This is a genomic window from Streptosporangium album, assembly GCF_014203795.1.
Classification (GTDB): domain Bacteria; phylum Actinomycetota; class Actinomycetes; order Streptosporangiales; family Streptosporangiaceae; genus Streptosporangium; species Streptosporangium album.
Window position 1 is genome coordinate 2,517,611 of sequence record NZ_JACHJU010000001.1, and the last position, 24,164, is coordinate 2,541,774.

Consider the following 24,164-nt stretch of genomic DNA (forward strand, 5'->3'; position numbering starts at 1 on the left):
CGGGCACCGGTTCCGGGGGCAGGAGCATGTTGCGCTGGACGTCGACAAGGAGCAGGATCTGATTCACATACGAACTCTAGTTCGCTTTCCTGTGCACGACAAAATCCGGGCACGGCCGTACAGGCGACAGGACCGCCGGGAGGATCCAGGGAGGGGAGGCACGGAACGCGAGATCCTTTTCCTTCGCTTCCTCTCCGGTTTCAGATCGTGCACACCATGAGGCGAGCTACATTCAGGAGGGGGCAAACCCGCGTTCGCCCGTCACTATCCGCAATTTGATGACTACCGCGTGCTACCAAGTAAGATAAAGGCCCCCTGGGGAGATTGACGTCTCCCCTTCAGGGCAGGAGCAGCCAGCCGGCCGGACCCAAAGGTGTTCGACGGCCCCCTCAGGAAGGAAGCCGTCCCGTGGATTCCCAGCCCATCGTGTGTCATGCCTGCGCAGGTGTTCTTCCCGCCACCGACTCCCGCACGTACACACCGCAGCGGGGACGCATGATCGTGTCCAATGGATACTGCACGTGCCCGCCGGCCTCGGAGCCGGAGGCGCCGAGGCAGCAGCAACAACAGGAGCAGGAGCAGGAGCAGACCCCCTCCGCCCCGGTCACGATGGTGCATGCCTGAGGCAGCCCCCGATCACGGATGGCAGGCCGGCGCGGCGCCCGGCCCGCGCCGCGTCCGGCCGCAGGCCACGCCGCGCCACGCCCGGCACCCGGCCGCAGGACGCACCGCCCCACCGCCGGTGGGCGGGAACACCTCCGCCCGGTCTTCAGCCGGACAGCCCCCAGGCCGCGACCACCGCGAGACCACTCGTTCCAATCAGCCCGATGAGCACCACGATGGCGATGACTCGACGATTCATACCCACGAGCCTAGCCAGAGGTGCCGGTGAGATCGCCCGCCGGAGAGCGGCCGCGCGGACGGCCCCCGCTTTTCCGACCAATCCGCATATCCTCACCGGCACAGCGGCGGACTGAAGATCATCAGGACATCCGTCCACCTCAACCCCGGGTGCCGCCCATGAGAATGATTTAGGCTCATCATCGTTGGCTAGCGAAGAACGGGCTACGGCATACGCCGCCCCGCCGAGGACGAGGTGCACGTGGTCGCGGAAGACGTCGAGCAATCGGCCAAGAGTGACAAGAAGAAGAAGCGCTCGTTCTGGCTGGAGTTCCCCCTCCTGGTCGTGGTCTCCCTTCTGCTCGCGCTGCTGATCAAGAGCTTCGTCGTCCAGGCGTTCTACATTCCGTCGGAGTCGATGGAGAACACGCTTCTGGTCAACGACCGGGTCCTGGTCAACAAGCTCGTCTACTACACCCGCGACATCGAGCGCGGTGACGTCGTGGTCTTCTCCGGAGTCGACTCCTGGAAGGGCGAGGTCGAGATCCCGGAGCCGTCCAACCCGGTCGCGGCGGCCCTCCAGTGGGTCGGCACCGTCTTCGGCGTGGTGCCCGGCGAGAAGGACTACATCAAGCGGGTCATCGGCGTGCCCGGTGACGTCGTGAAGTGCTGCGACGTGAAGAAACGCGTCACGGTCAACGGGGTCCCGCTGGAGGAGAAGGACTACCTCTACCCGGACGACGACCCGTCGGATGAGCCTTTTGAGATCAAGGTGCCGGAGGGCCGGCTCTGGGTGATGGGCGACCACCGCTCGGTGTCGTACGACTCCCGCAAGCACCAGGGCGACCCGGGTGGCGGCACCATCCCCGCCGAGCAGGTGATCGGCCGGGCCTTCGTGATCGTGTGGCCGTTCTCCCGCGCCACCACGATCCCGATCCCCGAGACCTTCTCCCAGCCCGCACTGGAGGCCGCCGGGGTGATCGGCACGCAGGCCCCGCTCCTGCTCGGGTTCACCGGTGCGGTGCCCCTGGTGCTCTGGCGCCGCCGCCGGCTCCTGAAGCGGCTCTGACACAAGCGGCTCTGACAGCCGGAAGGCACCCCCGTCCCTGCCCGTACGGCCCCCTGTCGGCGCGTGCCGTACGGGGGCCGGATGGAGCGGGTCAATCAACGTGCCTCGCGGCGGCCATGGGAGTTCCCGCGTGCCCGCCGTACGTCAAAGGAAGTCCTGTGACCTGGCGTGGCGCTCGCCATAGCTGGCCAAACAAGACAAGTATGGAGGTGAGGGGCACGCCAGGTCACGGGGGAAGTGGTGGCGATGTATACACAAGACGGGCGGCCTGTGGTCGCTGGATACGACGGTTCGAAGGCAAGCAGGCAGGCTCTTCAGTGGGCGGCCGGCGAGGCCCGCACGCGATTCGTCCCGCTGCTCGTCTGCCACGCCTGGCAGTGGCTCTACCCCATACCTCCCGTCTCTCCTGAGACGCTGGAGGCCGTGCGGCGGATGGGCCAGCACGTGCTCGACACCGGAGTGAGCCTGGCACGCAGCCTGGCACCCCGGCTGGAGGTGATGGGGAAGCTGGAGATGGGGTCTCCTACGGTCGTCCTGGTCAGCGAGTCGTCCGGCGCGGAGCTGGTCACGGTGGGACCGCGCGGGACGGGTGGCTTCGAAGAACTGCAGATCGGCTCGGTCGCGATGCAGCTCGCCGCGCACGCCTACTGCCCGGTGGCCGTCGTGCGGGAGCCGGACCGGCCCGCCACGGGCCGCGTGGTGGTCGCCGTGGAAGGCGGCGGTCCGGAGCGTTCGGGGATCGGGGTGGCGTTCGAGGAGGCGAGGCTGCGGCAGGCGTCGCTGACGGCGATCTGTCTGTGCCCCGAGGACATGGGCGACACGCGGCAGGTGGCCACCCGCTTCCACAGCACCGTCTCGGTGTGGGAAGAGAAATATCCCGCCGTGGTGGTGGATACCGTGGTCGAGACACGGCCCCCCACGGCGGTGCTGCACAGTGCCGCCGAGCACGCGGACCTGGTGGTGGTCAACGGCCGCGGGGAGAACGACCCTGTCGAGCTGCCGCTCGGCCTGCTCCCCCAGTCGCTGCTGCGTGGGGCACCGTGCACGGTCATAGTGATTCCGGATCGGATGCTTGCATTGTCCTCCCGCTCAGCAAGTCGCGTTCCGCCCGGATGATGTGGATGACCGCGTTGATGAGGGCCAGGTGGGTGAAGGCCTGAGGGAAGTTGCCCAGGTGGCGCCCGGTGACGGGGTCGAGTTCCTCGGCGTAGAGGCCCAGGGGGCTGGCGAAGGAGAGGATCTTCTCACAGAGCCTGCGGGCACGGGTCTGCTCCTTGATCTCCGTGAGCGCCGACACGAGCCAGAACGAGCAGATCGTGAAGGTGCCCTCCTCACCGGACAGGCCGTCGTCGGTCTCCTTGCTCAGGTAGCGCATGACGAGATCGTCGACGGTCAGCTCGTCGGCGATGGCCAGGACGGTGGCGCGGATCCTGGGGTCGTCGGACGGCAGGAAGTGCACCAGAGGGAGGAGCAGAAGCGAGGCGTCAAGTGCGTCGGTGTCGTAGTGCTGCCTGAAGATTCCGTTCTCCGTCACCCCGCGGGCGCAGACGTCGGCGCGGATCTCGTCGGCGGCCGTCTGCCAGCGCGCCGCCAGGTCGAAGTCGTGGCGGCACCGGGCAAGCCGCGCGCCGCGGTCGGCCGCCACCCAGCACATGACCTTTGACGAGGTGAAGTGCTTGGGCTGGCCTCGCACCTCCCATATGCCCCGGTCGGGCTCCCTCCAGTGGGTGACGGCCGATTCGACCTGGCGTTTCAGGATGGGCCAGATCCGCTCGTCCAGCCGGTCCCGGGATCGGGTGTGAAGGTAGAAGGAGTCGAGGACCGTCCCCCAGACGTCGTGTTGGTGGTGTTTGTAGGCGTTGTTGCCGATCCGGACGGGTTTGGCCCCCTGGTAGCCGTCCAGGTGGTTGAGGATGTGCTCCTCCAGGTCGCGCTCGCCGTCGACGCCGTACATGATCTGGAGCTCGTCGTCCCGTTCGGCGACGTCGGCGATGAACCAGAAGAAGTCGTCGGCCTCCCAGTCGAATCCGAGCGTGTAAAGGCCCCAGAGGGCGAAGGTCGAGTCGCGGATCCAGGCGTAGCGGTAGTCCCAGTTCCTCTCGCCGCCCGGCGTCTCGGGCAGCGAGGTGGTCGCCGCCGCGACCAGCGCCCCGGTCGGGGCGAAGGTCAGACCCTTGAGGGTGAGGGCGCTGCGTTCCAGGTAGCTGCGCCAGGGATGGTCGGGGAAGTCGCCTCTGGCAAGCCAGTGCTGCCAGTGGTGAGCCGTCCACACGAGCCGGTCGTACGCGTCCGCGAAGGTGTAGGGCGGTTCGTGAGCGGTCCAGGACAGCGCGCAGAAGCGCGTGTCCCCCTCTCGCAGCAGGGTGCGCGCCGTCGCCCGTGACGCCTCGAATCCCAGCCGCATGTCGGTGGTGAGCCTGAGCTCCAGGTTCACCCCGTCTCCCTGGGCGACGGCCTGGTGGTAGCCCCGGTCGGAGTAGGACCAGTGGGCCGACCTGCGGCCGTAGTCGAACACCGGCTCGCAGTCGAGGGTGATCTGCATCTCCCCGCTGACGCAGCGTACGGTGCGCAGCAGCACGTGACTGGCGTCATAGTCGGTGGGCGCCCTGCGGTGGGTGTGGGAGAGCTCGTCGTGGTGGTGCCAGGGGCCGATGAGCAGCAGGTCACGGACGATGATCCAGCCGGTCGGGGTGCCCCAGCTCGTCTCCAGCACCATGGTGCCCGGCAGGTATCGGCGTGCGGCGGGCACTCTGAGGTCGGCGGGGCCGAGCCGGAACCCTCCGGCGTCCCGGTCCAGTATGGCGGCGAACACGCTGGGTGAGTCCATCCGGGGCAGGCAGAGCCATTCGATGTTCCCGCTCGGCGCCACCAGAGCGGTTGCCTCGCAGTCGGACAGGAAGCCGTAGTCGGCGATCGGCGGGAAAGGGGACCGTTCGCAGAACACGTCCACCGGTGGCTCGAGAGTCATACGATGACCTGCTTTCCCCGAGGGTCTCGTTCAGGACTCGCCGACGACCAGATCGGTCTCCGCGGCCTCGATCACCGGCTGCAGGCGCAGGCCGTGGCGTACGTCCAGCTCGTGCGGGGTGCCCTCCTGGATCGCCGCCACGAACTCCCGGTACATCCTGTTGATCGCGTCGGGGCCGACCGCCGCCACACAGTCGACCATGGCGGAGTCGCCCGGCCCGAAGACTTCGACCTCGGTGGCCCGACGCCCCGCCCCGGCAAGACCGATGCTGACCGTCATACCATCGACTGTAAACACCTATGTCCGCAGTTCGGAAGGTATGGCCTGCCACGGAGAGTCGGGCTTTAGGGAGGCCCGCCATGCGCATGACCAAGCTTCCCTCCGGTGACGAGATCGTGGTCCTCGGCATGGGCACCCGGCATATGGGCGAGGCCCCCTCGCGCCGGGGGGAGGAGATCGCTGCGCCAGGGCCTGAAACCGGGAATGACGCTGATCGACACCGCCGAGATGTACGGCGACGGCAGGGCTGAAGAACTCGTCGGCGAGGCGATCGCCGGCAACCGGGACGAGGTCTTCCTGGTCAGCAAGGTCCTGCCGCAGCATGCCACGTTCAGTGGCACGATCGCCGCCTGCGAGGGCAGCCTGCGCCGCCTCGGGACCGACCGGCTCGACCTCTACCTGCTGCACTGGCGGGCCCCGCGCCGCTGGAGATGACCGTGGGGGCCTTCGAGGAGCTGACGAGCCGGGGGCTCATCCGGAGCTGGGGCGTGAGCAACTTCGACGTCCCGGACATGGAGGAGGTGATGACCGTTCCCGGCGGACAGGCCGTACAGACCGACCAGGTGCTCTACAACCTCATGCGGCGCGGCATCGAGTACGACCTGATGCCCTGGTGCCCTGCGGCCCTCGCCCTGCGCCTCACCGAGGACGACTTCACGCTGCTGGACGGGGCGTCCCGCCACCGCTGGGCAAAAAGCCGCTCGAAATGCTGTGAACACGGCGCGGGTGGCCGTCTCCCGTCAGGTCGTTTGCTCGGCCATCTCCCGGAACTCGCCGGGAAGCTGCGACATGACATGGTCGAAGACCTCACCGGGGACGGCGTCCCGCAGCGTCGTGAGGACGGCCCGGACGCCTCCGGTGGCCTCCGGCACGGTCAGGCCGGTCCGCTTGCGCACCCGCATGACGGTGTCGTGGAGTCCGAAGCGCTCGCTCCCGCCCTGTATGGAGAGCGACTCCCGCAGCGAGTCGGGCAGCTCGGCTGCGAGATGGCGAGCCTCCCCCGCGCTCAGCCGGTCCCCCAGCGTTGCGAGCGTCGCGCGGGTGAGATCCGCAGCTTCCTCGCGCGACAGACCGGTACGCTCCATCACCGCCTGGACGAACTTTTTGTATTCCACATCTATCCCCCCTGACCGGCTAGCCTTCCCTGTCGGTGCGGGATCGAACGTCCCGGCCGGGACCGTGTGCGCGCTGTCAGCTCTGGACCGTGCTCTCGCCTCGACGAGCGCCAGACCCGCCGCAGACCCTCCACCTCCCGCAGGACGCCCCTGCGATCCATCTCGTCGTGCCAGGCGAGGCACTCGCTCAGGGGGTAGTTCACCGGGTCCGCGACGACCCCGTCGCTGCAGATCATCAGCATGTATCGCGTGGTTCCCTCCCTACCGGAAAGGTCCACACCTCTACTACGACGGACGGGAAGACGCCGGAACGACAGCCATCCCTCTCCGAGGTCGTCACCGATCTGAGCGGCATCCTTCCGCCCCCGGCCGCTCCGAGGGGAGCCAGGGCCGGTCTGTCGGCCGTCGGACGAGGGTGGTCAGCAGCAGCAGGAGCGCGGCCTGGGCAAGCGCGCCGGGCGCGAAGGGCGGGGCGGGACCCACCGATTTGGTGAGGGCGTACCACAGCCGGGAGATCATGGGGAGGTTCTCCCAGGTGCCGGCGTATCGCTGGTCGAGGAAGCCGGTGTCGTAGTTGGCGGCCACGTGGGCGTAGACGCCGAACAACGCCACCAGCAGGACGACGGACGAGAGCACCCGGACCACGAGGACCGCCTTCGGCGACCCACCGCGGACGAGCAGGACCACCCCGATCACCAGGAGCACCAGCGCCCCCCAGGGGAACAGCTGCTCCACGTTCTTCCAGTGCCGCTCGGTGGCGAGTTCGACGGCGATGCCGAGGAGGCTCAGCACGGTCAGACCGATGAGACCGAGACGCAGCATCGCAGGGCCGTCCGTCAAGGTGTCAGCGCCGATACGATCTTGTTGACCGTCTCCTCACCCGGGTTGTACTTGGCGAGGTTCTGGCGTAGCGAGGTGAGGTTGCTGTCATCGGCGGCATAGGGCCGGTATTCGACGACCTCCTTCGCCCACCGTTCGGAGTTGGACACGCCGGCGGCCTTGAGCGCGGCGGCGATCTCGCTCTCGCCGGCGGTGTTCGCCGAGACCTTCCTCACCTGCGTGGATCCGGCTGTGGCCGCGGTGGGGGCGGATGGCTGATCCGATGACGACCCGCCGCAGGCGGTGAGCGAGACGCAGGCGGCGAGTGCCGCCAGAGCCAGCTTCGATGGCGCTGATCCCATGGTGCTCCGTCCGATGTGTAGTTCTTGTCGGTCACCTACAAACTGGCCGGTCCGTCTCAGATCAAGCTCTGTGAAACGTGAAAATCAACTGAAAATAGCGTCGCCCTGGTCCGGCGTATATACAAGAATCACGAAAATCAGCAGAAATGTCCCATATAAGCTTTTTAAATGGGTTTCCGCCCTTCGGCGCTCCGCGGTGCCGCCCCCTCACCATCGATGCCGCGATCACCGGCACGGTGCTGGCCGCTATCCTCTGGCCCCCGCTGAGCGCGTGGGGCCGGCCCGGATGACGGACCGGCCTCACGGTGACCGTGCCGGACGCGACACGCTCGGTCAGGCCGGCGCTCAGGCTGCGTCGAGGCGGGCCAGTTCTTCGGCCGACAGCTTCAGATCGACCGCGGCGACCGAGTCGCGGATGGTCTCGGGGCGCGAGGAGCCGGGGATCGGGATCACCACCGGCGCCTTGGCGAGCATCCACGCCAGGCACACCTGCTGCGGGCTCACCTCGTGTGCCCGCGCCACGTCCGCGAACACGGCGAAGCGTGAGCCCAGCTCGCCGGCGCGCGAGATCCCGCCCAGCGGGCTCCACGGCAGGAACGTGATGCCCAGTTCCGCGCAGAGCTCCAGCTCCGGTTCGCTGGAGCGGAACGCCGGTGAGAACTGGTTCTGCACGCTCACCAGCCGCCCGCCGAGGATCTCGTTGGAGAGCCGGATCTGCTCCGGATCGGCGTTCGAGATACCCGCGAAACGGATCTTTCCCGCGTCCAGCAGGTCGCGGATCGCCCCGACCGAATCCGCGTAGGGGACCTTCGGATCCGGCCGGTGGAACTGGTAGAGCCCGATGGCCTCGACGCCGAGCCGCTTGAGCGACGCGTCGCAGGCCTTCTTCAGATGGTCGGGCGAGCCGTCCAGCGTCCACGAGCCGTCGCCGGGGCGCAGGTGGCCGCCCTTCGTCGCGATCAGCACGTCGGACGTGTCGCCCCCGTAACCGGCCACCGCGCGGGCGATCAGGGACTCGTTGTGGCCGACCTCGTCCGCGTCCCTGTGGTAGGCGTCCGCGGTGTCGATCAGCGTCACGCCCTCCTCCAGCGCGGCGTGGATCGCCGCGATCGAACGCTGCTCGTCGGGGCGCCCCTCGATCGACATCGGCATCCCGCCGAGGCCGATCGCGCTGACCTGAACGTCGCCGATGCGGCGAGCCTGCATGGAGTTCCTCCTCGGAGATCAGTTGATACGTCTCCAGTCTCCCTTCCCACGATTAAGCTGTCCAACAGAAGAAAGCGATCCCTTTGAGCGTCTCAGGTGATTAATCGTGGAATTCAGGCAGCTCGAGTACTTCGTCGCCGTCGCGGAGGAGTGCCACTTCACGCGGGCGGCGAAGCGCCTGCGCGTCGCGCAGTCCGGGCTGTCGGCCTCGATCCGCTCCCTTGAGCGCGAACTGGGCGCCTCGCTGTTCCTCCGCAGCACCCGGCAGGTCGAGCTGACCCCCGCCGGGCGGGCGCTCCTGGCCGAGGCCCGGCGGGCGCTGTCGGCGACCAACGCCGCCAAGGACGCCGTCGCCGCGGTGCAGGGCCTGCTCCGGGGCAGCCTGGCCATCGGATCCCTGCAGTGCCTGCACGTGGTGCACCTGCCGGCCGTGCTCGCCCGATTCCTGGCCGCCCATCCCGGTCTGGAGATCCGGTTACGTCAGGGAGGGTCCGGCGAGCTGATCGAGCAGGTGCGCGCGGGACGGCTGGACCTGGCGTTCGTCTCCCGCCCGGCCCGGTGCCCGGACGACGTCGTCATCGAGTCGCTCGCCGACGAGCCGCTCGTGCTCGCCTGCGCGCCCGAGCACCCGTTCGCGGCGCGGGAACAGGTCGGGCTGGTGGAGCTGGCCGCGGAGCAGTTCGTGGACTTCCCCCCCGACTGGGGCACCCGGGACCTGGTCGACGACGTGCTCGCCACCGCGGGCGTCGAACGCCGCGTCGCGCTGGAGGTGACCGACGTGCACTCGCTGCTCGACCTGGTGACCTTCGGGCTCGGCGTGGCGCTCGTGCCGCAGTCCTTCTCGGTCAAGACCGACCGGGTGCGTTTCGTCGGCCTCGCCGGGGCCGTACCGGTCTGGGAGACCGTCACCGTGACGGGTGACCCGACGAGCGCGGCGGCGGCCGCGCTGCTGCGTGAGGTCCACGAGGCGAGGAGCGGCCGCCGGTCCGCCGCCACGAGCGGCTGACGACATCACAGCAGCTTGTCCAGGGTGATGGGCAGGTCGCGCACACGCCTGCCGGTCGCGTGGTGGACCGCGATCGCGATCGCGGCGGCGGCGCCGGTGATCCCCTCGATCGTGGTGATCTCACGGCCGGCGTACTGCACGGCCAGGGTCAGGCAGGAATTCGTCCGGGCCCGGCGGCCTGAGCACAAGCAGCAGCGACGCGAGGCGATCCTCGCCGCCGCGCGCGAACTCGCCCTCCGCTCCGGCGTGCGCGACGTCAGCCTGGCCGGGGCGCGATCCGGTCGAGCTCGGCGAGTGCCTCCTCGCTGGGGCGCCAGGTGCCCGCGGCGGCATTGGCCTTGACCTGCTCCGGCTTCGTCGCACCGGCGATCACCGAGGACACCCCGGGCTGCGCGAGGAGACCGCCGATCGCGACGTCGAGCAGGCCCACGCCCTGCCGCTCGGCGAACTCCACGAGCCTCTCCACGACCTCGAAGCGGGCGTCGGTGAGATATTCGGGGCGGGCGGCCAGGCGGCTGCCCTCCGGCGCCGCGGCGCCCCGCCGGTACTTGCCCGTGAGCAGCCCGTTGGCCAGCGGGAAGTACGGCAGCAGCCCGATGCCGTAGTGCCGCAGGGCGGGTGTCAGCTCCACCTCCACCCGCCGCTGCAGCAGGCTGTACTCGTTCTGGGCACTGACGAAGCGCTCGTGGCCCTCGACGCGGGCGATCCAGTCCGCGTCGGCCACCTGCCAGGCGGCGAAGTTGGACGACCCGATGTAGCGGACCTTGCCCTCGCGCACCAGGTCGGACAGGGTGGCCAGGGTCTCCTCGACCGGCGTCTCAGGATCGGGGAAGTGCACCTGGTAGAGGTCGATCCAGTCCGTACGCAGGCGGCGCAGCGACCGTTCGATCGCCTTGCGGATGTATCTGCGGGAGGTGCGGGCGCCCCAGTCGGGACCGTTCGCCTCTCCGGTGTCCCCGCCGAACTTCGTGGCCAGGATCACGTCGTCACGCCGTCCCCGCAGCACGTCCCCCAGAAGCGCCTCGGACTCGCCGTAGATGTCGGCCGTGTCGATCAGGGTGATCCCGGCGTCGAAGGCGGCGTCGACCACCGCCCGTGTCGCATCGAGGTCGATCCGGCGGCCGAAGTTGTTGGCGCCCAATCCGACGGCCGAGACGACCAGCCCGGATTCGCCGAGTCGGCGATAGGACATGTCAGGCATGAAGCGCTCCTCACTTCCACGTCACGTATGGCGAGGCGACTCAAGGCCATTGTCCCCGCCCTCCCGTGACCGACCGCTCGGGGGCACCCCCACGGTCCGGGGGCGATGCTCGCGGTGCGGCTGGTCTCGCTACGGCCGGACGAGTGGGGCTGGACCGTCGCCGCCGCCGTGGACAACCCGCTCAACCGGCGGCTCGGAGTAGCCGGCGGACCACCGTCCTGGCTGCTCTGGGAACTGGACGCCGACAAGCTCGTGGGCGGCAACGACCGCGGGGTGACGATGGATCTCGCGCCCTTCCTCGGCGTCATCGGCCTGCCGCCGGACGAGGAGGGCGAGCACTCGACGGTCCCGCCTCGCCCGTCCGGCGGGAACATCGGCTGCCGCGAACTGGTCGCGGGCTCGACCCTCTACCTCCCGGTGACCGTGCCCGGCGCGCTGCTGTGCCTCGGCGACGGGCATGCCGCGCAGGGGGACGGCGAGGTGTCCGGCACGGCGATCGAGTGCGGGATGACCACCGAGATCGTGGTCGACCTGGTGACCGGCCCGCCGATCCCGACGGTGCACGCGGTGACCCCGGCCGGTCGCATCACCTTCGGCTTCAGCCCCGATCTCAACGAGGCGTCCGCGCAGGCACTGGACGCCATGCTCGGTTGGATTCAGTCACTGTTCGAGGTGGACAGAGCCACCGCCCTCGCACTGGCCAGTCCGGCCGTGAATCTGCGCGTCACCCAGATGGCCAACCAGGTATGGGGCGTCCACGCCGTACTGCCCGAGGGGGTGCTCCGCCGGACCGGCTCCGAGGAGCCGGCCCTTCCCCCGTCGTCGTGATCTCCGGTATCCCACCGCCCCGCGCCGTCGGACGGCGCGGGGCGGTGGGGCATCCGTGGTCATGCGACGGTCAGTGCTTGTCGCCCTCGTCCGGCTTGCCCCAGGGACCGGTGATCGCGAACACGTATCCCGGAGTCTGGATGTTGGCGAACAGGACCTTTCCGTCCGCGCTGAACGTGGGCCCGGTGAACTCGCTGGTGTTGAGCTCGTTGCGGGCCATCGGGTAGGCGTTGCCCTTCTTGGTGACGCCGACCAGGTGCGAGACGCCCTCGCCGTCCTCGGCGAGGATGATCCCGCCGTACGGGGAGACGGTGATGTTGTCCGGTCCGTCGTAGTCGGTGTCCTGCTCGGGGTCCGGGTTGACGCCGAAGATCGTCTTCAGGGTCACCGTCTCCGACCTGGGGTCGTAGAACCACACCTGGCCGTCGTGCTCGTTGACGCTGCCGTCGCCGTGACGGGCGAAGCTGGCGACGAAGTAGGCGCCGCCGTCGGACCACCAGGCACCCTCGAGCTTGCGGCTACGGGTGATCTGGTCGTTGGTGAACTGCTTGCGCACCGAAACGGTCTTGGCGTCGCGGTCGGGCACGTTGACCCACTTCACCTTGTACTGGGTACCCGGCTGGGTGGCCTCGGACAGGTCGGCGATGTGCTTGCTCCCCTTGAAGCAGCTCATGGCCTCCAGGGTGCCCGCGGTGTCGCCGCCGTCGCTGAGCGCGAGCGCCCGGAGCGCACCCTTGCGGCCCCGGAAGTGGCGCGGCGGGGTCCAGCGGAAGTACAGGCCGTTCGGGCTGCCCGCGTCCTCGGTCTCGTAGATCGCGGAGGTGTGCGGGTCGACCGCGACGGCCTCGTGCGCGAACCGGCCCAGGAATTTCAGCGGGACCGGGTCCACGTTGGCGTCGCGGTCGAACGGGTCGACCTCGAAGACGTACCCGTGGTCCTTCTGGAACGCCCCGCCCGCGCGCTGCTCGGTCTCCTCGCAGGTCAGCCAGGTGTCCCAGGGGGTGATGCCACCCGCGCAGTTGTTGTGGGTACCGGCCACGCTGACGTACTCGCGGATGCGGTTTCCGTGCCTGTCGACCTCGATGTTGGTGGTGCCGCCGTGCGCGCCCGGGTCGTAGGTCAGTCCCGGCAGGGTGGGCACACCGTACGGCTCGCTGCCGTCGATCTCGTGGTTGTTGACCAGGACGTACCCGTCGTGCCCCTTGCCCTTGAAGAAGCCGGTGCCGTCGGCGTCGCTCGGAGTCGGCTCCCCGCTCTCCAGCAGCGTCTTCCCGGCCTGGGCGACGATCTTGTAGGAGAAGCCGCGCGGGAGCGCGAGCAGGCCGGCCGGGTCCGCGACGACGGGGCCGTAGCCCACTGCCTTGAGACCGGTCTGGGCGGCCTGGGCGGCCGCGGGGCCGGCGATCGCTTCGATGCTGCCGAGGATGGCAATGCCCAGGCCGCCCATCGCACCGGAGCGCATCAGGTCGCGGCGCGAGAGTGAGGAAGTCACAGGAGCACCTTTTCCACTACATATCGGTAGGTATGTCATGGACCCAAGTCCTCCGGCCTGAACGACGCCGTTCCTGACACGGTCATCCGCGTGAACACACGGCGAACGGTCGGCCGACGGGCCGCGTTCATCCCGCCGGGCGGCGGTAGACCCCGCACCACAGCGTCAGCGCGAGTTCGCGGGCGAGCGCGGCGTCGCCGCCGGTGACGGCGACGGCGACGGCGACGGCGACGGCGACGGCGACGGCGACGGCGACGGCGACGGGACAGGACGCCGCGCGAACCCCGAGTACCCGGACTTCCCGCAGGGACCGCGTGGTCATCGGGCGGCTGCCGCCCCGCCGCGGCGGGGGCCGAGGATCGCGCCGGCGGTGAATCCGGCCGACATCAGGGCGCCGTTGAGGCCGAGTGCCTTCTCCCGCAACGGCCCTTCCTTGAAGGAGGTGGTCAGCAGGGCGAGCCCCGCGGGGGTGACGGCCGCGGTGGCCAATCCCTGCAACACCCTGGCGACCAGCAGCATCCCGGGCGAGGTCGCCAGGCCGCCGAGGGCGGAGGACAGGCCGAGCACGGCCATGCCGCCCAGGAACAGACGCTTGCGGCCGACGAGGTCGGCGATCCGTCCGAACAGCAGCGTGAAGCCCGCGGCGGCGGGCGCGAAGGCGGTCGCGATCCACCGCAGGTTCGCCATGGAGAAGCCGAGGCCCGCACCGACGACGGGCAGGGCGACGTTCAGGATCGAGAAATCCACGGCGATCATGAACTGGGCGCCCAGCAGCAGGGTCAGCACCAGCTTCTGCCGTCCCGTCATGTGAACCTTCCGGTTCCGGCCGGGCGGGGGAGGCGCCACCGCCGTCGCAGGGGCGGCCTCACCGGAGGGCACGACGTGGTTGGGTACGGACATCACGGAGTCCTTCCTGAACCGACAGAGCCATTAACGGGTCTGAAGTTCCATTAGAATGACGCAACCGTAGCAGAAGAGCGCTCGTTAATGAAACTGGAGTTCCGTTATGAGTTCTGAGCAGATGGAGCCCGGTACCGTCCGGCCCGGCGGGCGGACCGCCCGCGTCCGGTCATCCGTTCTGCGGGCAGCCGGTGACGCCCTGGTGGAACACGGCTTCGACCGGCTCGACCTGGCCGACGTCGCACGCCGCGCGGACGTGGGCAAGACGACCGTCTACCGGCGCTGGGGAACGACGGCCGGCCTGGTCACCGATCTGCTGGCAGATATGGCCGAGCAGTCCCTGCCCCGAACGGACACCGGTTCGCTGATCGAGGACCTCAGGGCCAACGCCCGGCTCGTGGTCAAGACCCTGACCGACCCGCGCCAGGGCGCCCTGTTCAAGTCGGTGATCGCCGCCGCCACCTGTGACGAGCGCACGGCGGAAGCCCTGCACCGCTTCTACGCCACCCGCATCGGAGAATGGGCCGGGTGTGTCGACCAGGCCGTCGAGCGCGGGGAACTGCCCGCCGGCACCGATGCGGCGGAGGTGATCCGCGCCGTCTCCGCCCCGCTCTACTACCGGCTACTGGCCAGCGGCGACCCTCTCGACGGAGCGGCCGCCGACCGCGCCGCCGAGGCCGCCGCGGCTGCGGCGAGGGCGGGAGCCTACATCGCGTAGTCGATGCCCAGCGAGCCGGCCGGTTGGTTCAGGGGCACGCGGTGCGGAAGTGGTGCCGGCTTCACCAGCCGGCCATGGGGAGATCGCCGCCGCAAGCCGTGCCCGCCCGCCACTGGCCCCGGGCGCAGTGGGCGCCGTCGCGATCAGCAGGATCCACCGGATGGGTACGACCAGCCATGAGCGTGCTCCCCGGTGGCGTTTCACCCGGGAGCACACCACATGGCCGGTCGTTTTTCGAGTGCCGGACCCCGAGTGGGCGTCCGTGTCGGAGCGGCCGTCGAAGGGGCTAACCGCCGTTGATCACGAAGCCCGACCCCGGCTGTTTCACGATGTCACCGGTGGCCGAGTTGGTTATGGTCACGTTTGTCAGCGTCGCGCTACCGCGAGCGCCGCTCATGGCCAGAATGCCGGCGCCGTTGTTGGACTTGTCGATCTTTACATTGGTGATCGCGACGTTCGGCATGTTGCCGCCACCCGTCTTGAACTGGATGCCGTCGTAGGTCGAGTCGTAGATGTCGGTGTCGCGGATGGTGACACCGGTGATGTCCCTGCTCGACGGGAACAGCGTGATGGCTCCGAACTCCTGGTCCTCGTTCCAGAAGACGCCGCCACCACGGTGGATCCCGTTGTTGGCGATCAACGTGGTCCCCGAGAAGGGCAGGGGACTGTGGTCGGTCGCCAGCATGATGGCCGGGTAGTTCATGGTGTCGTAGATCAGGTTGTTCTCGATCGAGTTGTCGTAGCCGCCGTAGATCGCGATGCCGTTCGCCCGCCAGGGCAGCTGGATGGTGTTGTTGATGAAGTGGTTGTCGTGCGTGTTGTCGACGACCTGGTCCTTCACGGCCTGGTTGGCCCAGATCGCCAGGGCGTCGTCGCCGGTGGTGCGGAACGACGAGTTGAACACCTTCGAGTTCCGCGTGCCGTTGGTGAAGTTGATGCCGTCGGCGTAGGTGTTGCGGATGCGCATGCCGCTGAACTGCAGCCCATCGCCAGGGCCCCACAGAGCCGGGATGTTGTCGTAGTCGCGACCGACCCAGACACCCACGTTGGCGTGCTCGATCCACACATTGGAGATCTTGGTGTTCAGGCCGAACCGGCCGTTCAGGCCCACTCCGCCCTCGTCGTTGCCGTCTCCGCCGCGAATACGGCCCGAGCCGAAGATGGCGATGTCGGAGATCTGGGTGTTGCCGTCGATGTCGAACCCGAAGTTGCCCTCGTGCGGGTGGTTGATGCCGCCCACCACGTCCTGCGGCTCGGTCAGGGTGTACAGCTGGGAGTGCCACATGCCCGCGCCGCGGATCGTGACGTCGCTGATGCCCACCTGGTTCCACTGACCCCGGTTCAGCGGGTCGTCGGTGAGGATCTTCTGCTCCTGCCGCCACTGCCCCGCCGGGATCCACACGCAGCCGATGACGCCGTTCTGGTCGTCCGTCACCGCCCGCTGGATGGCGGCCGTGTCGTCGATCCCGTCGTTGGGCACCGCACCGTAGTCCGTGATCGAGGTGCAACCGGCCGGCTGGCTCGCCGCCGGCGCCACCTGCTCCAGATCGATCAGGTCGATGATGTAGAACGAGGCCGTGTCGGTCGCATCGCGCTGCAACTTGAACTTGGTGCCTGCCGGGTAGCTCTGCGTGAGCAGCGCATGTGACTCGTCGAACAACCGCCTGGCGTCGGCCTGGGGGGTGTTCGTCAGCGCTTCGGGGCCATCGGTGTTCCCGTACAGCCAGCTGTGGCGCGATGAGAGGGTCAGCTTCTGAGCAAAGGTGCCGTTGATGTACAAGCTGATGCCGGCATCGATGCCGCCGCCGTTCGGAGCGTCGGGGATGGAGTTGCGCACCACGATCGAGTTGGAGGGGCTGGTCGAGGTGAACTCGACGAACTGCCCCGTGCTGTTCAGCCGCACCGACTTTCGGCCGGAGGACTCGGTGGCGAAGTTGGTGTGCCCGAATGTGCGCAGCGGGTCGGCCTCCAGCAGAGTGCCCTGGTAGCTGGCGGCTTCGGCCTCGTACTCGACCCATGGAACCGCCGCCCCGCGCCCGACCACGATCGCCTGCGAGAAGGCGTTGTTGGTCTCGTTGGTCTCGGTGACGACGTTGGTCGCATCGGCGGTGGCGGTGATGGTGGCACCGCCGCTGGTGGCGGTCCAGCTACCGCTGACAGCCACGTTGGCCGTCGCGCCCGCGGCGATCGACGGGGTGTTGGTGTTGAGCGTGGTGCCGCCCACCACCAGGCGAGTGACCGTGGTCGCGCCTGTCGCGGTGGTCCCGCGGTTCTTCACCGCCACGGTGAACGTGACCGCCGCTCCGACCGCCGGGTTCGTGGGGTTGGAGCTGATGCTGAGGACCTGCAGGTCGGGGCCGGGAGCCTCCGCGACCACCAGCGGCGACGTCGCGGTGAAGGTGTTGTTGCCCTCGTTCTGCTCGAAGATCGTTTTCGACTCGTCCACCTTGGCGCTGACAGAGTAGGTGGCCGCGCCGCGGGTGCCGATGTTCGCGGTCACCGTGGCCTGGGCGCCGGCCGCGAGACCGGCGACCGGAGCGGTGCCGGCCGGCGTGGTGCCGAGGTAGAAGTTGACGCTGGTCGCGCCGGAGGCGGCGGTGCCGATGTTGCGCACCGTGCCGGTCAGCGTGATCGCGTTGGTCTCGATCGGGGAGCCCGGGGACCAGGTGAGAGCCGAGACCGTCAGGTCGGGGTTCGGCGCGGGGACGCCGATGACCTGGAACTCGGCGACCTGTCCGGCGGGTGCTCCGCTGTTGCTCGCGAACTTCAGCTGGACGTCGGCGACGGTGGCGTTGAAGTTGATCGTCACCGTGTTGTCGCCGGAGGCCGGGTTGAACGTGTAGTTCTGCGCCGACACCAGGTTGGTGTAGCCCGTGGCGCTCTGCTCCCGGCCCAGGACCTGGATGTTCTGGGTACGGGTGCCCCACCCGGCGTCCGGGTTCAGCTTCAGCACGACCGAGCTGACGCTCGCGTTCGCACCGAGCTTGACCGTCAGCGTGTTCGGGTAACCGGCGTTGCCCTCCCAGTAGGTGGCCGTGTTGTTGTCGTTGGCGTTGGCCGCGACGAACGTGTGCACGTGGCCGGACTCGACCATCTCCTTGCCGATCGCCAGGTTCGAACCGGGGTCGCCGGTGCCGTTGCGGGTCACGGAGTTGCTGTTGGCCGACTGGTTGCCCGCCGCGTCCTTGGCCCGCACGGAGTACGTCACGGTCGCCGACGCCGGCTGGTTGTCGGTGTAGGTCAGCACGTTGCCGACGCTGCCCCGCAGCTGGTTGTCGGCGTAGATGTCGTACCCGGTGACGCCCACGTTGTCGGTCGAGGCGTTCCAGGTCAGCCTGATCTGGCCGGAGCCCGGCTGGGTGAAGGCGAGGTTACCGGGGGCCGACGGTTTCTCGGTGTCGCCACCACCGGCGGCGGCGTAGATCTCGAACTCGGAGATCTGCGCGGCGGGCCAGCCGGTGTTGGCTGTGACGTTGACGCGCCAGTACCGGTGGGTCGCGGCGCCGAAGTTGATCGTGACCGTGTTGCCGGTCGCCGGGTTGAACGTGTAGTTCGCCGAGGCCACGACCGTGCTGTAGGTGGAGCCGTCGGCGCCGCCCTGGACCGAGAGCGTCTGGGTTCGGGTCTGCCAGGCGGTCGGCGCGGGCACCTTCAGGACGATCTGGTCGACGCTCGTGGCGGTGCCGAGGTCGATCCGCGCCCACTGCGGGAAGCTGTTGTTGCCGCTCTCCCAGTAGGTGTTCTGGTCGCCGTCGTTGATGGCCGACACCGCGTATTCGGCCGTGGAACTGCTGGCCTGGGTCGCCTTTCCCGGCGACAGGTTGGGTCCGCCGGCGGCGGAGGCCGGGACGATCGACCCCACGACGAGCAGGCCGGCGGCGATCATGGTCGCCACCAGCCTCAGTGGTCCGTGCAGTTTTCTCATTCGCGTCTTCCATCTCTCGTCAGGCACGACAGGGCCGAGGCGTGAAGACATGCGCCTTCACCGCACACGTATGGGGGGCAGGTGCACGGACGCGGTGCATCCCTGAAGAGTTGCGAGGAATAGCGAAAAAATTAACAGCAATCTGCAATATTCTTGCTTAGCTTTGGCCAAATGTTACATATGTGCTACGGGCACGTCAACGGTTGGAAAGCAGCTTTCTGAACTGGCCCGATGCCGGATGTGACAGAGATCGATACGGGTGCCGTCAACGGACCCGTCGCCGGCCGCCGAGTCCTCGCCCGAGCGGCGAAGGAGGTCGACGCGGAAACGACGAGGCGATGCGGTCGGCGGGACCAGGGGACCAGGGGACCTGGTGTCGCCTGGGGCCGGCGGACGCTGCGCGCCGCCTCCGGCCTCGTGTCGTCGGCGGTGAGCACCGCGCAGGTGAGTCCGGTCCACGCAAGAACGGACCCTCCTACGGCCACCGTGGTCGCACAACCGGCGGCCGAACGCAAGTTGAGCCTGGACGACACGGTGGAGAAGTGGCTACCCGGCCTCGTCAAGGGCAACGGCTACGACGGCCGCGAGATCACCATTACGACGTGACCGAGATGAGCCAGCCCCGCTCCGTGGTGTGGCCGGAGAAGCCGAAACCGGGCACCGACGGGATCACCAGGTGGAACGCGTCGGCCGGGTCGCCGCCGTGGGCTCGCGGGTCGCTCAGCGGGCCGATCACGTCCAGGTACTCGACGATCGTGGTCGGCCAACCGTGCGTGAGCAGCAGCGGCGTGGCGTCGGGCTCAGGCGAGCGGACATGCAGGAAGTGCACGTTCTGCCCGTCGATGACCGTGGTGAACTGCGGGTACTCGTTGAGCTTCGCCTCCCACGCGCGCCAGTCGTACCCGTCGCGCCACCGCTGGACGAGGCTCTGCAGGTACTGCGACGAGATGCCGTAGTCGGTGCCGGCGTCGGGCAGCTCGTTGGTCCAGCGGACCCGGGCCAGGCGCTCGGTCAGCTCGTCCAGGTCGGCAGTCATGCCAGCCGTGTCGTTGCGCCAGACCGATATGTGCTCGATGACCTCGGCAAGTTCGAAAGCGCGGTCGCTGCGGCCGGAGTACTCGAAGTCGATGACACGGACTTCGGTTCCATCCCACAGGTAGTTGGCCAGATTCCCGTCACCGGTGCCGAACACCGGAGTGCCCGGCTGCGCGAGCATCTCCTCCAACGTCGGCTGTTTCACCCAGACCGCGGCCTCGCCAAGCGCGTCAGTGACCGCGGGGTCCCCGTCAGGAGGCTGTATCTCCGCGGACCATGCTCGTACTTGCCGGAGGAGCTCAACCGGATGCCCGGCACGCGCGGGCACACGCTCCAGCACCCGCGGAGGGATCGACTGCTGGACCCTCGTGACGGCCTCGGCCAGCGCGTCGGCCAGTTGTCCCTTAATCGGCCCATCCACTGCCGCGCCTCCCAGTCGGGACATCACCACGGTCGGCGGATCCGCGTCCAGATCGGCGGTCACGGGCACGGGCGCTACCCCAGGCGCGTACTCATTGAGCAACTCCAGGGCTCGCCACTCACGTTCGGGTTGACCGTAGTCGGACGACCGGTATCGCTTGACCACCGCATCGGGCCGCATCTCGACCGAATGCTTGCTCGCCTGGCCGCCCATACACCTTCCGATCTCCTCGGGCTCCGCTGGGTGGACATGGACCCGCCCACATCACGCCTGAAGCGGCGACCATCCTGCTCCTGCAAGCGAAGCGGCATCGTGTTGTCCGTCCTGCTCACGTTCTCATGATCCGGCCCTTAGGCAAGATCGTCCAGAGCGCGAAAGGCATCTGCGAGAGATCCGGGTTCTGGGGCAGCAGAGACGTTGCTGTCATTGGAGATCAAAAAAAGCCCCGAACGATGATCGTTCGGGGCGTCTTTGCTGCTCAGATGATGCGGTCAGGGGCGAGGTCGAAACGACCTTGGGGTAGAGCGGGTCGAAGCCGTCGGCATTGAAGTTGCCGGTCACCTCCCGGACCCGGTCCGGGCTGGTGAACGTCGCCTCGGCGATCCTGGCCACCGGCATGCCCTGCGCGGACAGCAGTACCATCTGCGCCCGCCGCCAGGTCACCACCGCCCCAGCGCCTCTGCGGATGATCCGCAGCGGCCACTGCGCCTCTTCATCATCGATCTCGCGTACGCGTACTCGTTCTGCCACCAAGACAGCCGGACCGTGACGCGCCGCCCCCAAGCCCACCATCCGGACGGCACATCACGCCACAACGGGGCAAACGCCGCCTGACGCGGCACAAAACTTGGATTATTCGTTGTCTTGAATCATTCGTGTTTATGACGGTAGATTTGGCGCCATGACCGCATCCCTTCCCCTGACCACCGCCGAGGAGCTGCGCGGTGCCGGCCTGCGGGTGACGGCCGCCCGCGTCGCGCTGCTCGAGACAGTCCGGGACGGTGACCACCTCGATGTCGAGGCGATCGCCTCCGGGGTGCGCGATCGCGTAGGCCATATCTCCCTCCAAGCCGTGTATGAGGCCCTCCACGCGCTCACCGCGGCGGGACTCGTACGCCGCATCGAACCGGCTGGCAGCCCGGCCCGGTTCGAGGGACGGGTCGGGGACAACCACCACCACGTCGTGTGCCGGTCGTGCGGTGTCGTCGCCGACGTCGACTGCGCGACCGGCGAGGCGCCCTGCCTGACCGCGTCCGACGACCACGGCTTCTCGATCGACGAGGCCGAGGTCATCTACTGGGGCCTGTGTCCCGGCTGTTCCACCCCCCGCAGTGCCTGAGCACAGTGATCAGCTAGTCCGGAAGGATTTCCATGTCCGAGAACCATGATGCAATCGCCACAGACGCGAAGACGGAGAGCGGAGGTGGCTGCCCGGTCGCGCACGAGCGCGCCCCGCACCCGACTCAGAGCGGCGGAAACCGCCAGTGGTGGCCGGAGCGGCTCAATCTGAAGATCCTCGCCAAGAACCCCGCCGTGGCCAATCCGCTCGGCGAGGAGTTCGACTACGCCAAGGCGTTCAATAACCTCGACCTCGCGGCCGTGAAGCGGGACATCGCGGAGGTGCTGACGAGCTCGCAGGACTGGTGGCCGGCCGACTACGGCCACTACGGCCCGTTCATGATCCGGATGGCGTGGCACAGCGCGGGCACCTATCGGATCAGCGACGGTCGCGGTGGCGCCGGGGCCGGCCAGCAGCGCTTCGCCCCCCTCAACAGCTGGCCGGACAACGGGAACCTCGACAAGGCGCGCCGCCTGCTGTGGCCGGTCAAGAAGAAGTACGGCCAGCAGCTCTCGTGGGCCGACCTCATGATCCTCACCGGCAATGTCGCCCTGGAGTCGATGGGCTTCAAGACCTTCGGCTTCGCCGGCGGTCGTGAGGACGTCTGGGAGCCAGAGGAGGACGTCTACTGGGGTCCCGAGTCCACCTGGCTCGACGACCAGCGCTACACCGGCGACCGAGAGCTCGAGAACCCCCTCGGCGCGGTCCAGATGGGCCTCATCTACGTCAACCCGGAGGGCCCGAACGGCAACCCGGACCCGCTCGCCGCGGCCCGCGACATCCGTGAGACGTTCCGCCGGATGGCGATGAACGACGAGGAGACGGCCGCCCTGATCGCGGGCGGTCACACCTTCGGCAAGACCCACGGTGCCGGCCCGGCGGACCACGTCGGCGCCGACCCCGAGGCCGCCCCGCTCGAGGACCAGGGCCTCGGCTGGAAGAACACCTACGGCACCGGTAAGGGCGGCGACACGATCACCAGCGGTCTCGAGGGTGCGTGGACGAACACCCCGGTGACGTGGGACAACAGCTTCCTCGAGATCCTTTACGGCTACGAGTGGGAGCTGTCCAAGAGCCCCGCCGGCGCGCACCAGTGGAAGCCGAAGGACGGCGCCGGGGCCGGTACCGTCCCCGACGCCCACGACCCGTCGAAGAGCCACGCCCCGACGATGCTGACGACCGACCTCGCGCTCCGCGTGGACCCGGTTTACGAGCAGATCACGCGACGCTGGCTCGAGAATCCCGCCGAGTTCGCGGACGTCTTCGCCCGGGCGTGGTTCAAGCTGACCCACCGCGACATGGGTCCGGTTGTGCGCTACCTCGGCCCGGAGGTCCCGACCGAGACGCTGCTGTGGCAGGACCCCCTCCCCGCGGTGACGCACGAGACCGTCGACGCTGCGGACATCGCCTCCCTCAAGGGCCAGGTCCTCGCCTCGGGCCTGTCGGTGTCCCAGTTCGTGTCCACCGCGTGGGCGTCGGCCTCGTCCTTCCGTGGCAGCGACAAGCGCGGCGGCGCCAACGGTGCGCGCATCCGCCTCGAGCCGCAGAGCGGGTGGGAGGTCAACGATCCCGACCAGCTGTCGACGGTGCTGCGCGCCCTGGAGGGGATCCAGGAGGCCTTCAACGCCGCCCAGACCGGCGGCAAGCAGGTCTCGCTCGCCGACCTGATCGTGCTCGCTGGTGGTGCGGCCGTCGAGCAGGCCGCCAAGGACGCCGGCTTCGACGTCGAGGTACCCTTCACGCCGGGCCGCGTGGACGCGTCGCAGGAGCAGACCGACGTGGAGTCGTTCGCCGCGCTCGAGCCGACCGCCGACGGGTTCCGCAACTACCTCGGGAAGGGCAACCGGCTGCCGGCTGAGTACCTGCTGATCGACCGGGCGAACCTGCTGGCCCTGAGCGCCCCCGAGATGACGGTCCTCGTCGGTGGCCTCCGAGTCCTGGGCGCGAACTCCCAGCAGTCGCCGCTCGGCGTCTTCACCGCGACTCCTGGGTCTCTGACCAACGACTTCTTCGTCAACCTGCTCGACCTGGGCACGACGTGGAAGACGACGTCCGAGGACGCGAACACGTTCGAGGGTCGCGACGCCGCCACGGGCGAGGTCAAGTGGACCGGCAGCCGTGCCGACCTCGTCTTCGGGTCGAACTCCGAGCTGCGCGCGCTCGCGGAGGTCTACGCGAGCGATGACGCGAAGGAGAAGTTCGTGAACGACTTCGTCGCGGCGTGGGACAAGGTGATGAACCTCGACCGGTTCGACCTCGTCTGATCATGACGTCCAGGTCGGCCCGCGCCGGCCGACCTGGACGTCATCAGCCCGAAGGATCTCGACACAGTCCGCCTCCAGCGCGACGTCGAGAGAGTCGCGGCCGAGCAAAGGTGAACCTCTTCGGCCGCCGCCAGGTCACCACCGACCCAGGGCCTCTGCGGATGATCCGCAGCGGCCACTGCGCCTCTTCGTCATCGATCTCGCGTACGCGTACTCGTTCTGCCACCAAGACAGCCGGACCGTGACGCGCCGCCCCCAAGCCCACCATCCGGACGGCACGTCACGTCACAACAGGGCAAACGTCGCCTGACGCGGCATTAGGAGAGCCACTTCTCGCAATGGCGATGCCTGGTCGGCTCCGGTTCCTCACCACGCAG

The 24,164-nt window shown here is 68.5% G+C and carries 22 protein-coding genes and 3 pseudogenes; 10 read left to right on the plus strand and 15 right to left on the minus strand.

Going from position 1 to position 24,164, the window contains the following annotated elements; translation table 11 throughout:
- Nucleotides 1–1,096 precede the first annotated feature (1,096 nt).
- Nucleotides 1,097–1,909, plus strand: a complete 813-nt coding sequence (gene lepB / locus FHR32_RS11855; protein WP_184754363.1) for a signal peptidase I — start codon at nucleotides 1,097–1,099, stop codon at nucleotides 1,907–1,909.
- A gap of 246 nt (nucleotides 1,910–2,155) precedes the next feature.
- Entirely contained in the window at nucleotides 2,156–3,025 is an 870-nt protein-coding gene (locus FHR32_RS11860) for a universal stress protein (protein WP_184754364.1), read from the plus strand.
- On the opposite strand, the gene FHR32_RS11865 is transcribed toward FHR32_RS11860, so the two are convergent.
- Nucleotides 2,958–4,877, minus strand: a complete 1,920-nt coding sequence (locus tag FHR32_RS11865) for a glycoside hydrolase family 15 protein (protein ID WP_184754365.1) — start codon at nucleotides 4,875–4,877, stop codon at nucleotides 2,958–2,960. The two genes, FHR32_RS11860 and FHR32_RS11865, sit on opposite strands and share 68 nt — an antisense overlap.
- A 30-nt stretch (nucleotides 4,878–4,907) precedes the next feature.
- Nucleotides 4,908–5,156, minus strand: coding sequence for a hypothetical protein (locus tag FHR32_RS11870; RefSeq protein ID WP_184754366.1), 249 nt, complete (start codon nucleotides 5,154–5,156; stop codon nucleotides 4,908–4,910).
- 204 nt (nucleotides 5,157–5,360) lie between these two features.
- Here FHR32_RS11870 and FHR32_RS45900 point away from each other — a divergent pair, with 204 nt between their 5' ends.
- Nucleotides 5,361–5,591 (plus strand): aldo/keto reductase, encoded by a 231-nt coding sequence (locus tag FHR32_RS45900; RefSeq protein WP_281390867.1) that lies wholly within the window; start codon nucleotides 5,361–5,363, stop codon nucleotides 5,589–5,591.
- A pseudogene (locus FHR32_RS45905) lies at nucleotides 5,588–5,713 on the plus strand (aldo/keto reductase); the annotation flags it as partial. The gene FHR32_RS45900 and the pseudogene FHR32_RS45905, both read left to right, overlap by 4 nt.
- A gap of 183 nt (nucleotides 5,714–5,896) precedes the next feature.
- On the opposite strand, the gene FHR32_RS11880 reads toward FHR32_RS45905, so the two are convergent.
- The 4 genes from FHR32_RS11880 to FHR32_RS11895 form a co-directional block, all read right to left on the minus strand.
- Complete coding sequence (locus FHR32_RS11880; RefSeq protein ID WP_184754367.1) at nucleotides 5,897–6,271, minus strand: DUF2267 domain-containing protein; 375 nt, start codon at nucleotides 6,269–6,271, stop codon at nucleotides 5,897–5,899.
- A 336-nt stretch (nucleotides 6,272–6,607) separates the two neighbouring features.
- Nucleotides 6,608–7,093 (minus strand): hypothetical protein, encoded by a 486-nt coding sequence (locus FHR32_RS11885; RefSeq protein WP_184754368.1) that lies wholly within the window; start codon nucleotides 7,091–7,093, stop codon nucleotides 6,608–6,610.
- A 14-nt stretch (nucleotides 7,094–7,107) separates the two neighbouring features.
- Complete coding sequence (locus FHR32_RS11890; protein WP_184754369.1) at nucleotides 7,108–7,452, minus strand: hypothetical protein; 345 nt, start codon at nucleotides 7,450–7,452, stop codon at nucleotides 7,108–7,110.
- Nucleotides 7,453–7,797: 345 nt separating this feature from the next.
- Complete coding sequence (locus FHR32_RS11895; protein ID WP_184754370.1) at nucleotides 7,798–8,658, minus strand: aldo/keto reductase; 861 nt, start codon at nucleotides 8,656–8,658, stop codon at nucleotides 7,798–7,800.
- A gap of 106 nt (nucleotides 8,659–8,764) precedes the next feature.
- Between FHR32_RS11895 and FHR32_RS11900 the strand changes: the two genes are divergently transcribed.
- Nucleotides 8,765–9,664 carry a LysR family transcriptional regulator gene (locus tag FHR32_RS11900; RefSeq protein ID WP_184754371.1) on the plus strand — a complete coding sequence of 300 codons (900 nt, stop codon included), beginning with the start codon at nucleotides 8,765–8,767 and terminating at the stop codon, nucleotides 9,662–9,664.
- Between the two features lie 5 nt (nucleotides 9,665–9,669).
- Here FHR32_RS11900 and FHR32_RS45915 read toward each other — a convergent pair whose 3' ends face one another.
- Together FHR32_RS45915 and FHR32_RS11905 are read right to left on the minus strand one after the other, a co-directional pair.
- Entirely contained in the window at nucleotides 9,670–9,804 is a 135-nt protein-coding gene (locus FHR32_RS45915; protein WP_281390868.1) for a hypothetical protein, read from the minus strand.
- A 116-nt stretch (nucleotides 9,805–9,920) separates the two neighbouring features.
- Nucleotides 9,921–10,865, minus strand: a complete 945-nt coding sequence (locus FHR32_RS11905) for an aldo/keto reductase (protein WP_221465368.1) — start codon at nucleotides 10,863–10,865, stop codon at nucleotides 9,921–9,923.
- A gap of 105 nt (nucleotides 10,866–10,970) precedes the next feature.
- On the opposite strand from FHR32_RS11905, the gene FHR32_RS11910 reads away from it, so the two are divergent.
- Nucleotides 10,971–11,693: an acetamidase/formamidase family protein gene (locus tag FHR32_RS11910; protein ID WP_184754372.1), complete on the plus strand. Its 723-nt coding sequence runs from the start codon at nucleotides 10,971–10,973 to the stop codon at nucleotides 11,691–11,693.
- Nucleotides 11,694–11,763: 70 nt separating this feature from the next.
- Here FHR32_RS11910 and FHR32_RS11915 read toward each other — a convergent pair whose 3' ends face one another.
- The 3 genes from FHR32_RS11915 to FHR32_RS11925 form a co-directional block, all read right to left on the minus strand.
- A complete protein-coding gene (locus tag FHR32_RS11915) occupies nucleotides 11,764–13,185 on the minus strand; it encodes an alkaline phosphatase PhoX (protein WP_312882278.1) in 1,422 nt (473 codons plus the stop codon).
- 127 nt (nucleotides 13,186–13,312) lie between these two features.
- A complete protein-coding gene (locus tag FHR32_RS11920; RefSeq protein ID WP_184754374.1) occupies nucleotides 13,313–13,507 on the minus strand; it encodes a hypothetical protein in 195 nt (64 codons plus the stop codon).
- Nucleotides 13,504–14,085 carry an MFS transporter gene (locus FHR32_RS11925; protein WP_246466109.1) on the minus strand — a complete coding sequence of 194 codons (582 nt, stop codon included), beginning with the start codon at nucleotides 14,083–14,085 and terminating at the stop codon, nucleotides 13,504–13,506. The genes FHR32_RS11920 and FHR32_RS11925 overlap by 4 nt, the downstream gene beginning before the upstream one ends.
- A 106-nt stretch (nucleotides 14,086–14,191) precedes the next feature.
- Between FHR32_RS11925 and FHR32_RS11930 the strand changes: the two genes are divergently transcribed.
- Nucleotides 14,192–14,803: a TetR/AcrR family transcriptional regulator gene (locus FHR32_RS11930; RefSeq protein ID WP_184754375.1), complete on the plus strand. Its 612-nt coding sequence runs from the start codon at nucleotides 14,192–14,194 to the stop codon at nucleotides 14,801–14,803.
- A 286-nt stretch (nucleotides 14,804–15,089) separates the two neighbouring features.
- Here the strand turns inward: FHR32_RS11930 and FHR32_RS11935 are convergent, their stop codons facing one another.
- The gene (locus tag FHR32_RS11935; protein WP_184754376.1) at nucleotides 15,090–18,728 is read right to left on the minus strand and encodes a CARDB domain-containing protein; all 3,639 of its coding nucleotides are present in this window, start codon (nucleotides 18,726–18,728) and stop codon (nucleotides 15,090–15,092) included.
- Between the two features lie 240 nt (nucleotides 18,729–18,968).
- On the opposite strand from FHR32_RS11935, the gene FHR32_RS47220 reads away from it, so the two are divergent.
- Nucleotides 18,969–19,334 carry a hypothetical protein gene (locus tag FHR32_RS47220; RefSeq protein ID WP_376773309.1) on the plus strand — a complete coding sequence of 122 codons (366 nt, stop codon included), beginning with the start codon at nucleotides 18,969–18,971 and terminating at the stop codon, nucleotides 19,332–19,334.
- A gap of 10 nt (nucleotides 19,335–19,344) precedes the next feature.
- On the opposite strand, the pseudogene FHR32_RS44255 reads toward FHR32_RS47220, so the two are convergent.
- The 3 genes and pseudogenes from FHR32_RS44255 to FHR32_RS11950 all read right to left on the minus strand — a co-directional run.
- A pseudogene (locus FHR32_RS44255) lies at nucleotides 19,345–19,764 on the minus strand (epoxide hydrolase N-terminal domain-containing protein); the annotation flags it as partial.
- A gap of 27 nt (nucleotides 19,765–19,791) precedes the next feature.
- Nucleotides 19,792–20,397, minus strand: a pseudogene (locus FHR32_RS44260) (phosphotransferase family protein); the annotation flags it as partial.
- A 210-nt stretch (nucleotides 20,398–20,607) separates the two neighbouring features.
- On the minus strand, nucleotides 20,608–20,976 hold the full coding sequence (locus FHR32_RS11950) for a helix-turn-helix domain-containing protein (RefSeq protein WP_221465369.1): 369 nt from the start codon (nucleotides 20,974–20,976) through the stop codon (nucleotides 20,608–20,610).
- Between the two features lie 109 nt (nucleotides 20,977–21,085).
- Between FHR32_RS11950 and FHR32_RS11955 the strand changes: the two genes are divergently transcribed.
- Together FHR32_RS11955 and katG are read left to right on the plus strand one after the other, a co-directional pair.
- On the plus strand, nucleotides 21,086–21,523 hold the full coding sequence (locus tag FHR32_RS11955; RefSeq protein WP_184754378.1) for a Fur family transcriptional regulator: 438 nt from the start codon (nucleotides 21,086–21,088) through the stop codon (nucleotides 21,521–21,523).
- Nucleotides 21,524–21,555: 32 nt separating this feature from the next.
- A complete protein-coding gene (katG, locus tag FHR32_RS11960; RefSeq protein ID WP_184754379.1) occupies nucleotides 21,556–23,787 on the plus strand; it encodes a catalase/peroxidase HPI in 2,232 nt (743 codons plus the stop codon).
- The last annotated feature ends 377 nt before the right edge of the window (nucleotides 23,788–24,164 follow it).

What these genes read in the sequence shown, in the direction of transcription:
- FHR32_RS11860 (WP_184754364.1), top strand. Translation starts at nt 2,156, where the DNA reads ATGTATACACAAGACGGGCGGCCTGTGGTCGCTGGATACGACGGTTCG.
- FHR32_RS11865 (WP_184754365.1), bottom strand. Translation starts at nt 4,877, where the DNA reads ATGACTCTCGAGCCACCGGTGGACGTGTTCTGCGAACGGTCCCCTTTC.
- FHR32_RS11870 (WP_184754366.1), bottom strand. Translation starts at nt 5,156, where the DNA reads ATGACGGTCAGCATCGGTCTTGCCGGGGCGGGGCGTCGGGCCACCGAG.
- FHR32_RS45900 (WP_281390867.1), top strand. Translation starts at nt 5,361, where the DNA reads ATGACGCTGATCGACACCGCCGAGATGTACGGCGACGGCAGGGCTGAA.
- FHR32_RS11885 (WP_184754368.1), bottom strand. Translation starts at nt 7,093, where the DNA reads ATGCTGCGTCTCGGTCTCATCGGTCTGACCGTGCTGAGCCTCCTCGGC.
- FHR32_RS11890 (WP_184754369.1), bottom strand. Translation starts at nt 7,452, where the DNA reads ATGGGATCAGCGCCATCGAAGCTGGCTCTGGCGGCACTCGCCGCCTGC.
- FHR32_RS11895 (WP_184754370.1), bottom strand. Translation starts at nt 8,658, where the DNA reads ATGCAGGCTCGCCGCATCGGCGACGTTCAGGTCAGCGCGATCGGCCTC.
- FHR32_RS11905 (WP_221465368.1), bottom strand. Translation starts at nt 10,865, where the DNA reads ATGCCTGACATGTCCTATCGCCGACTCGGCGAATCCGGGCTGGTCGTC.
- FHR32_RS11910 (WP_184754372.1), top strand. Translation starts at nt 10,971, where the DNA reads ATGCTCGCGGTGCGGCTGGTCTCGCTACGGCCGGACGAGTGGGGCTGG.
- FHR32_RS11920 (WP_184754374.1), bottom strand. Translation starts at nt 13,507, where the DNA reads ATGACCACGCGGTCCCTGCGGGAAGTCCGGGTACTCGGGGTTCGCGCG.
- FHR32_RS11925 (WP_246466109.1), bottom strand. Translation starts at nt 14,085, where the DNA reads ATGTCCGTACCCAACCACGTCGTGCCCTCCGGTGAGGCCGCCCCTGCG.
- FHR32_RS11930 (WP_184754375.1), top strand. Translation starts at nt 14,192, where the DNA reads ATGAGTTCTGAGCAGATGGAGCCCGGTACCGTCCGGCCCGGCGGGCGG.
- FHR32_RS11935 (WP_184754376.1), bottom strand. Translation starts at nt 18,728, where the DNA reads ATGAGAAAACTGCACGGACCACTGAGGCTGGTGGCGACCATGATCGCC.
- FHR32_RS11950 (WP_221465369.1), bottom strand. Translation starts at nt 20,976, where the DNA reads ATGGTGGGCTTGGGGGCGGCGCGTCACGGTCCGGCTGTCTTGGTGGCA.
- FHR32_RS11955 (WP_184754378.1), top strand. Translation starts at nt 21,086, where the DNA reads ATGACCGCATCCCTTCCCCTGACCACCGCCGAGGAGCTGCGCGGTGCC.
- katG (WP_184754379.1), top strand. Translation starts at nt 21,556, where the DNA reads ATGTCCGAGAACCATGATGCAATCGCCACAGACGCGAAGACGGAGAGC.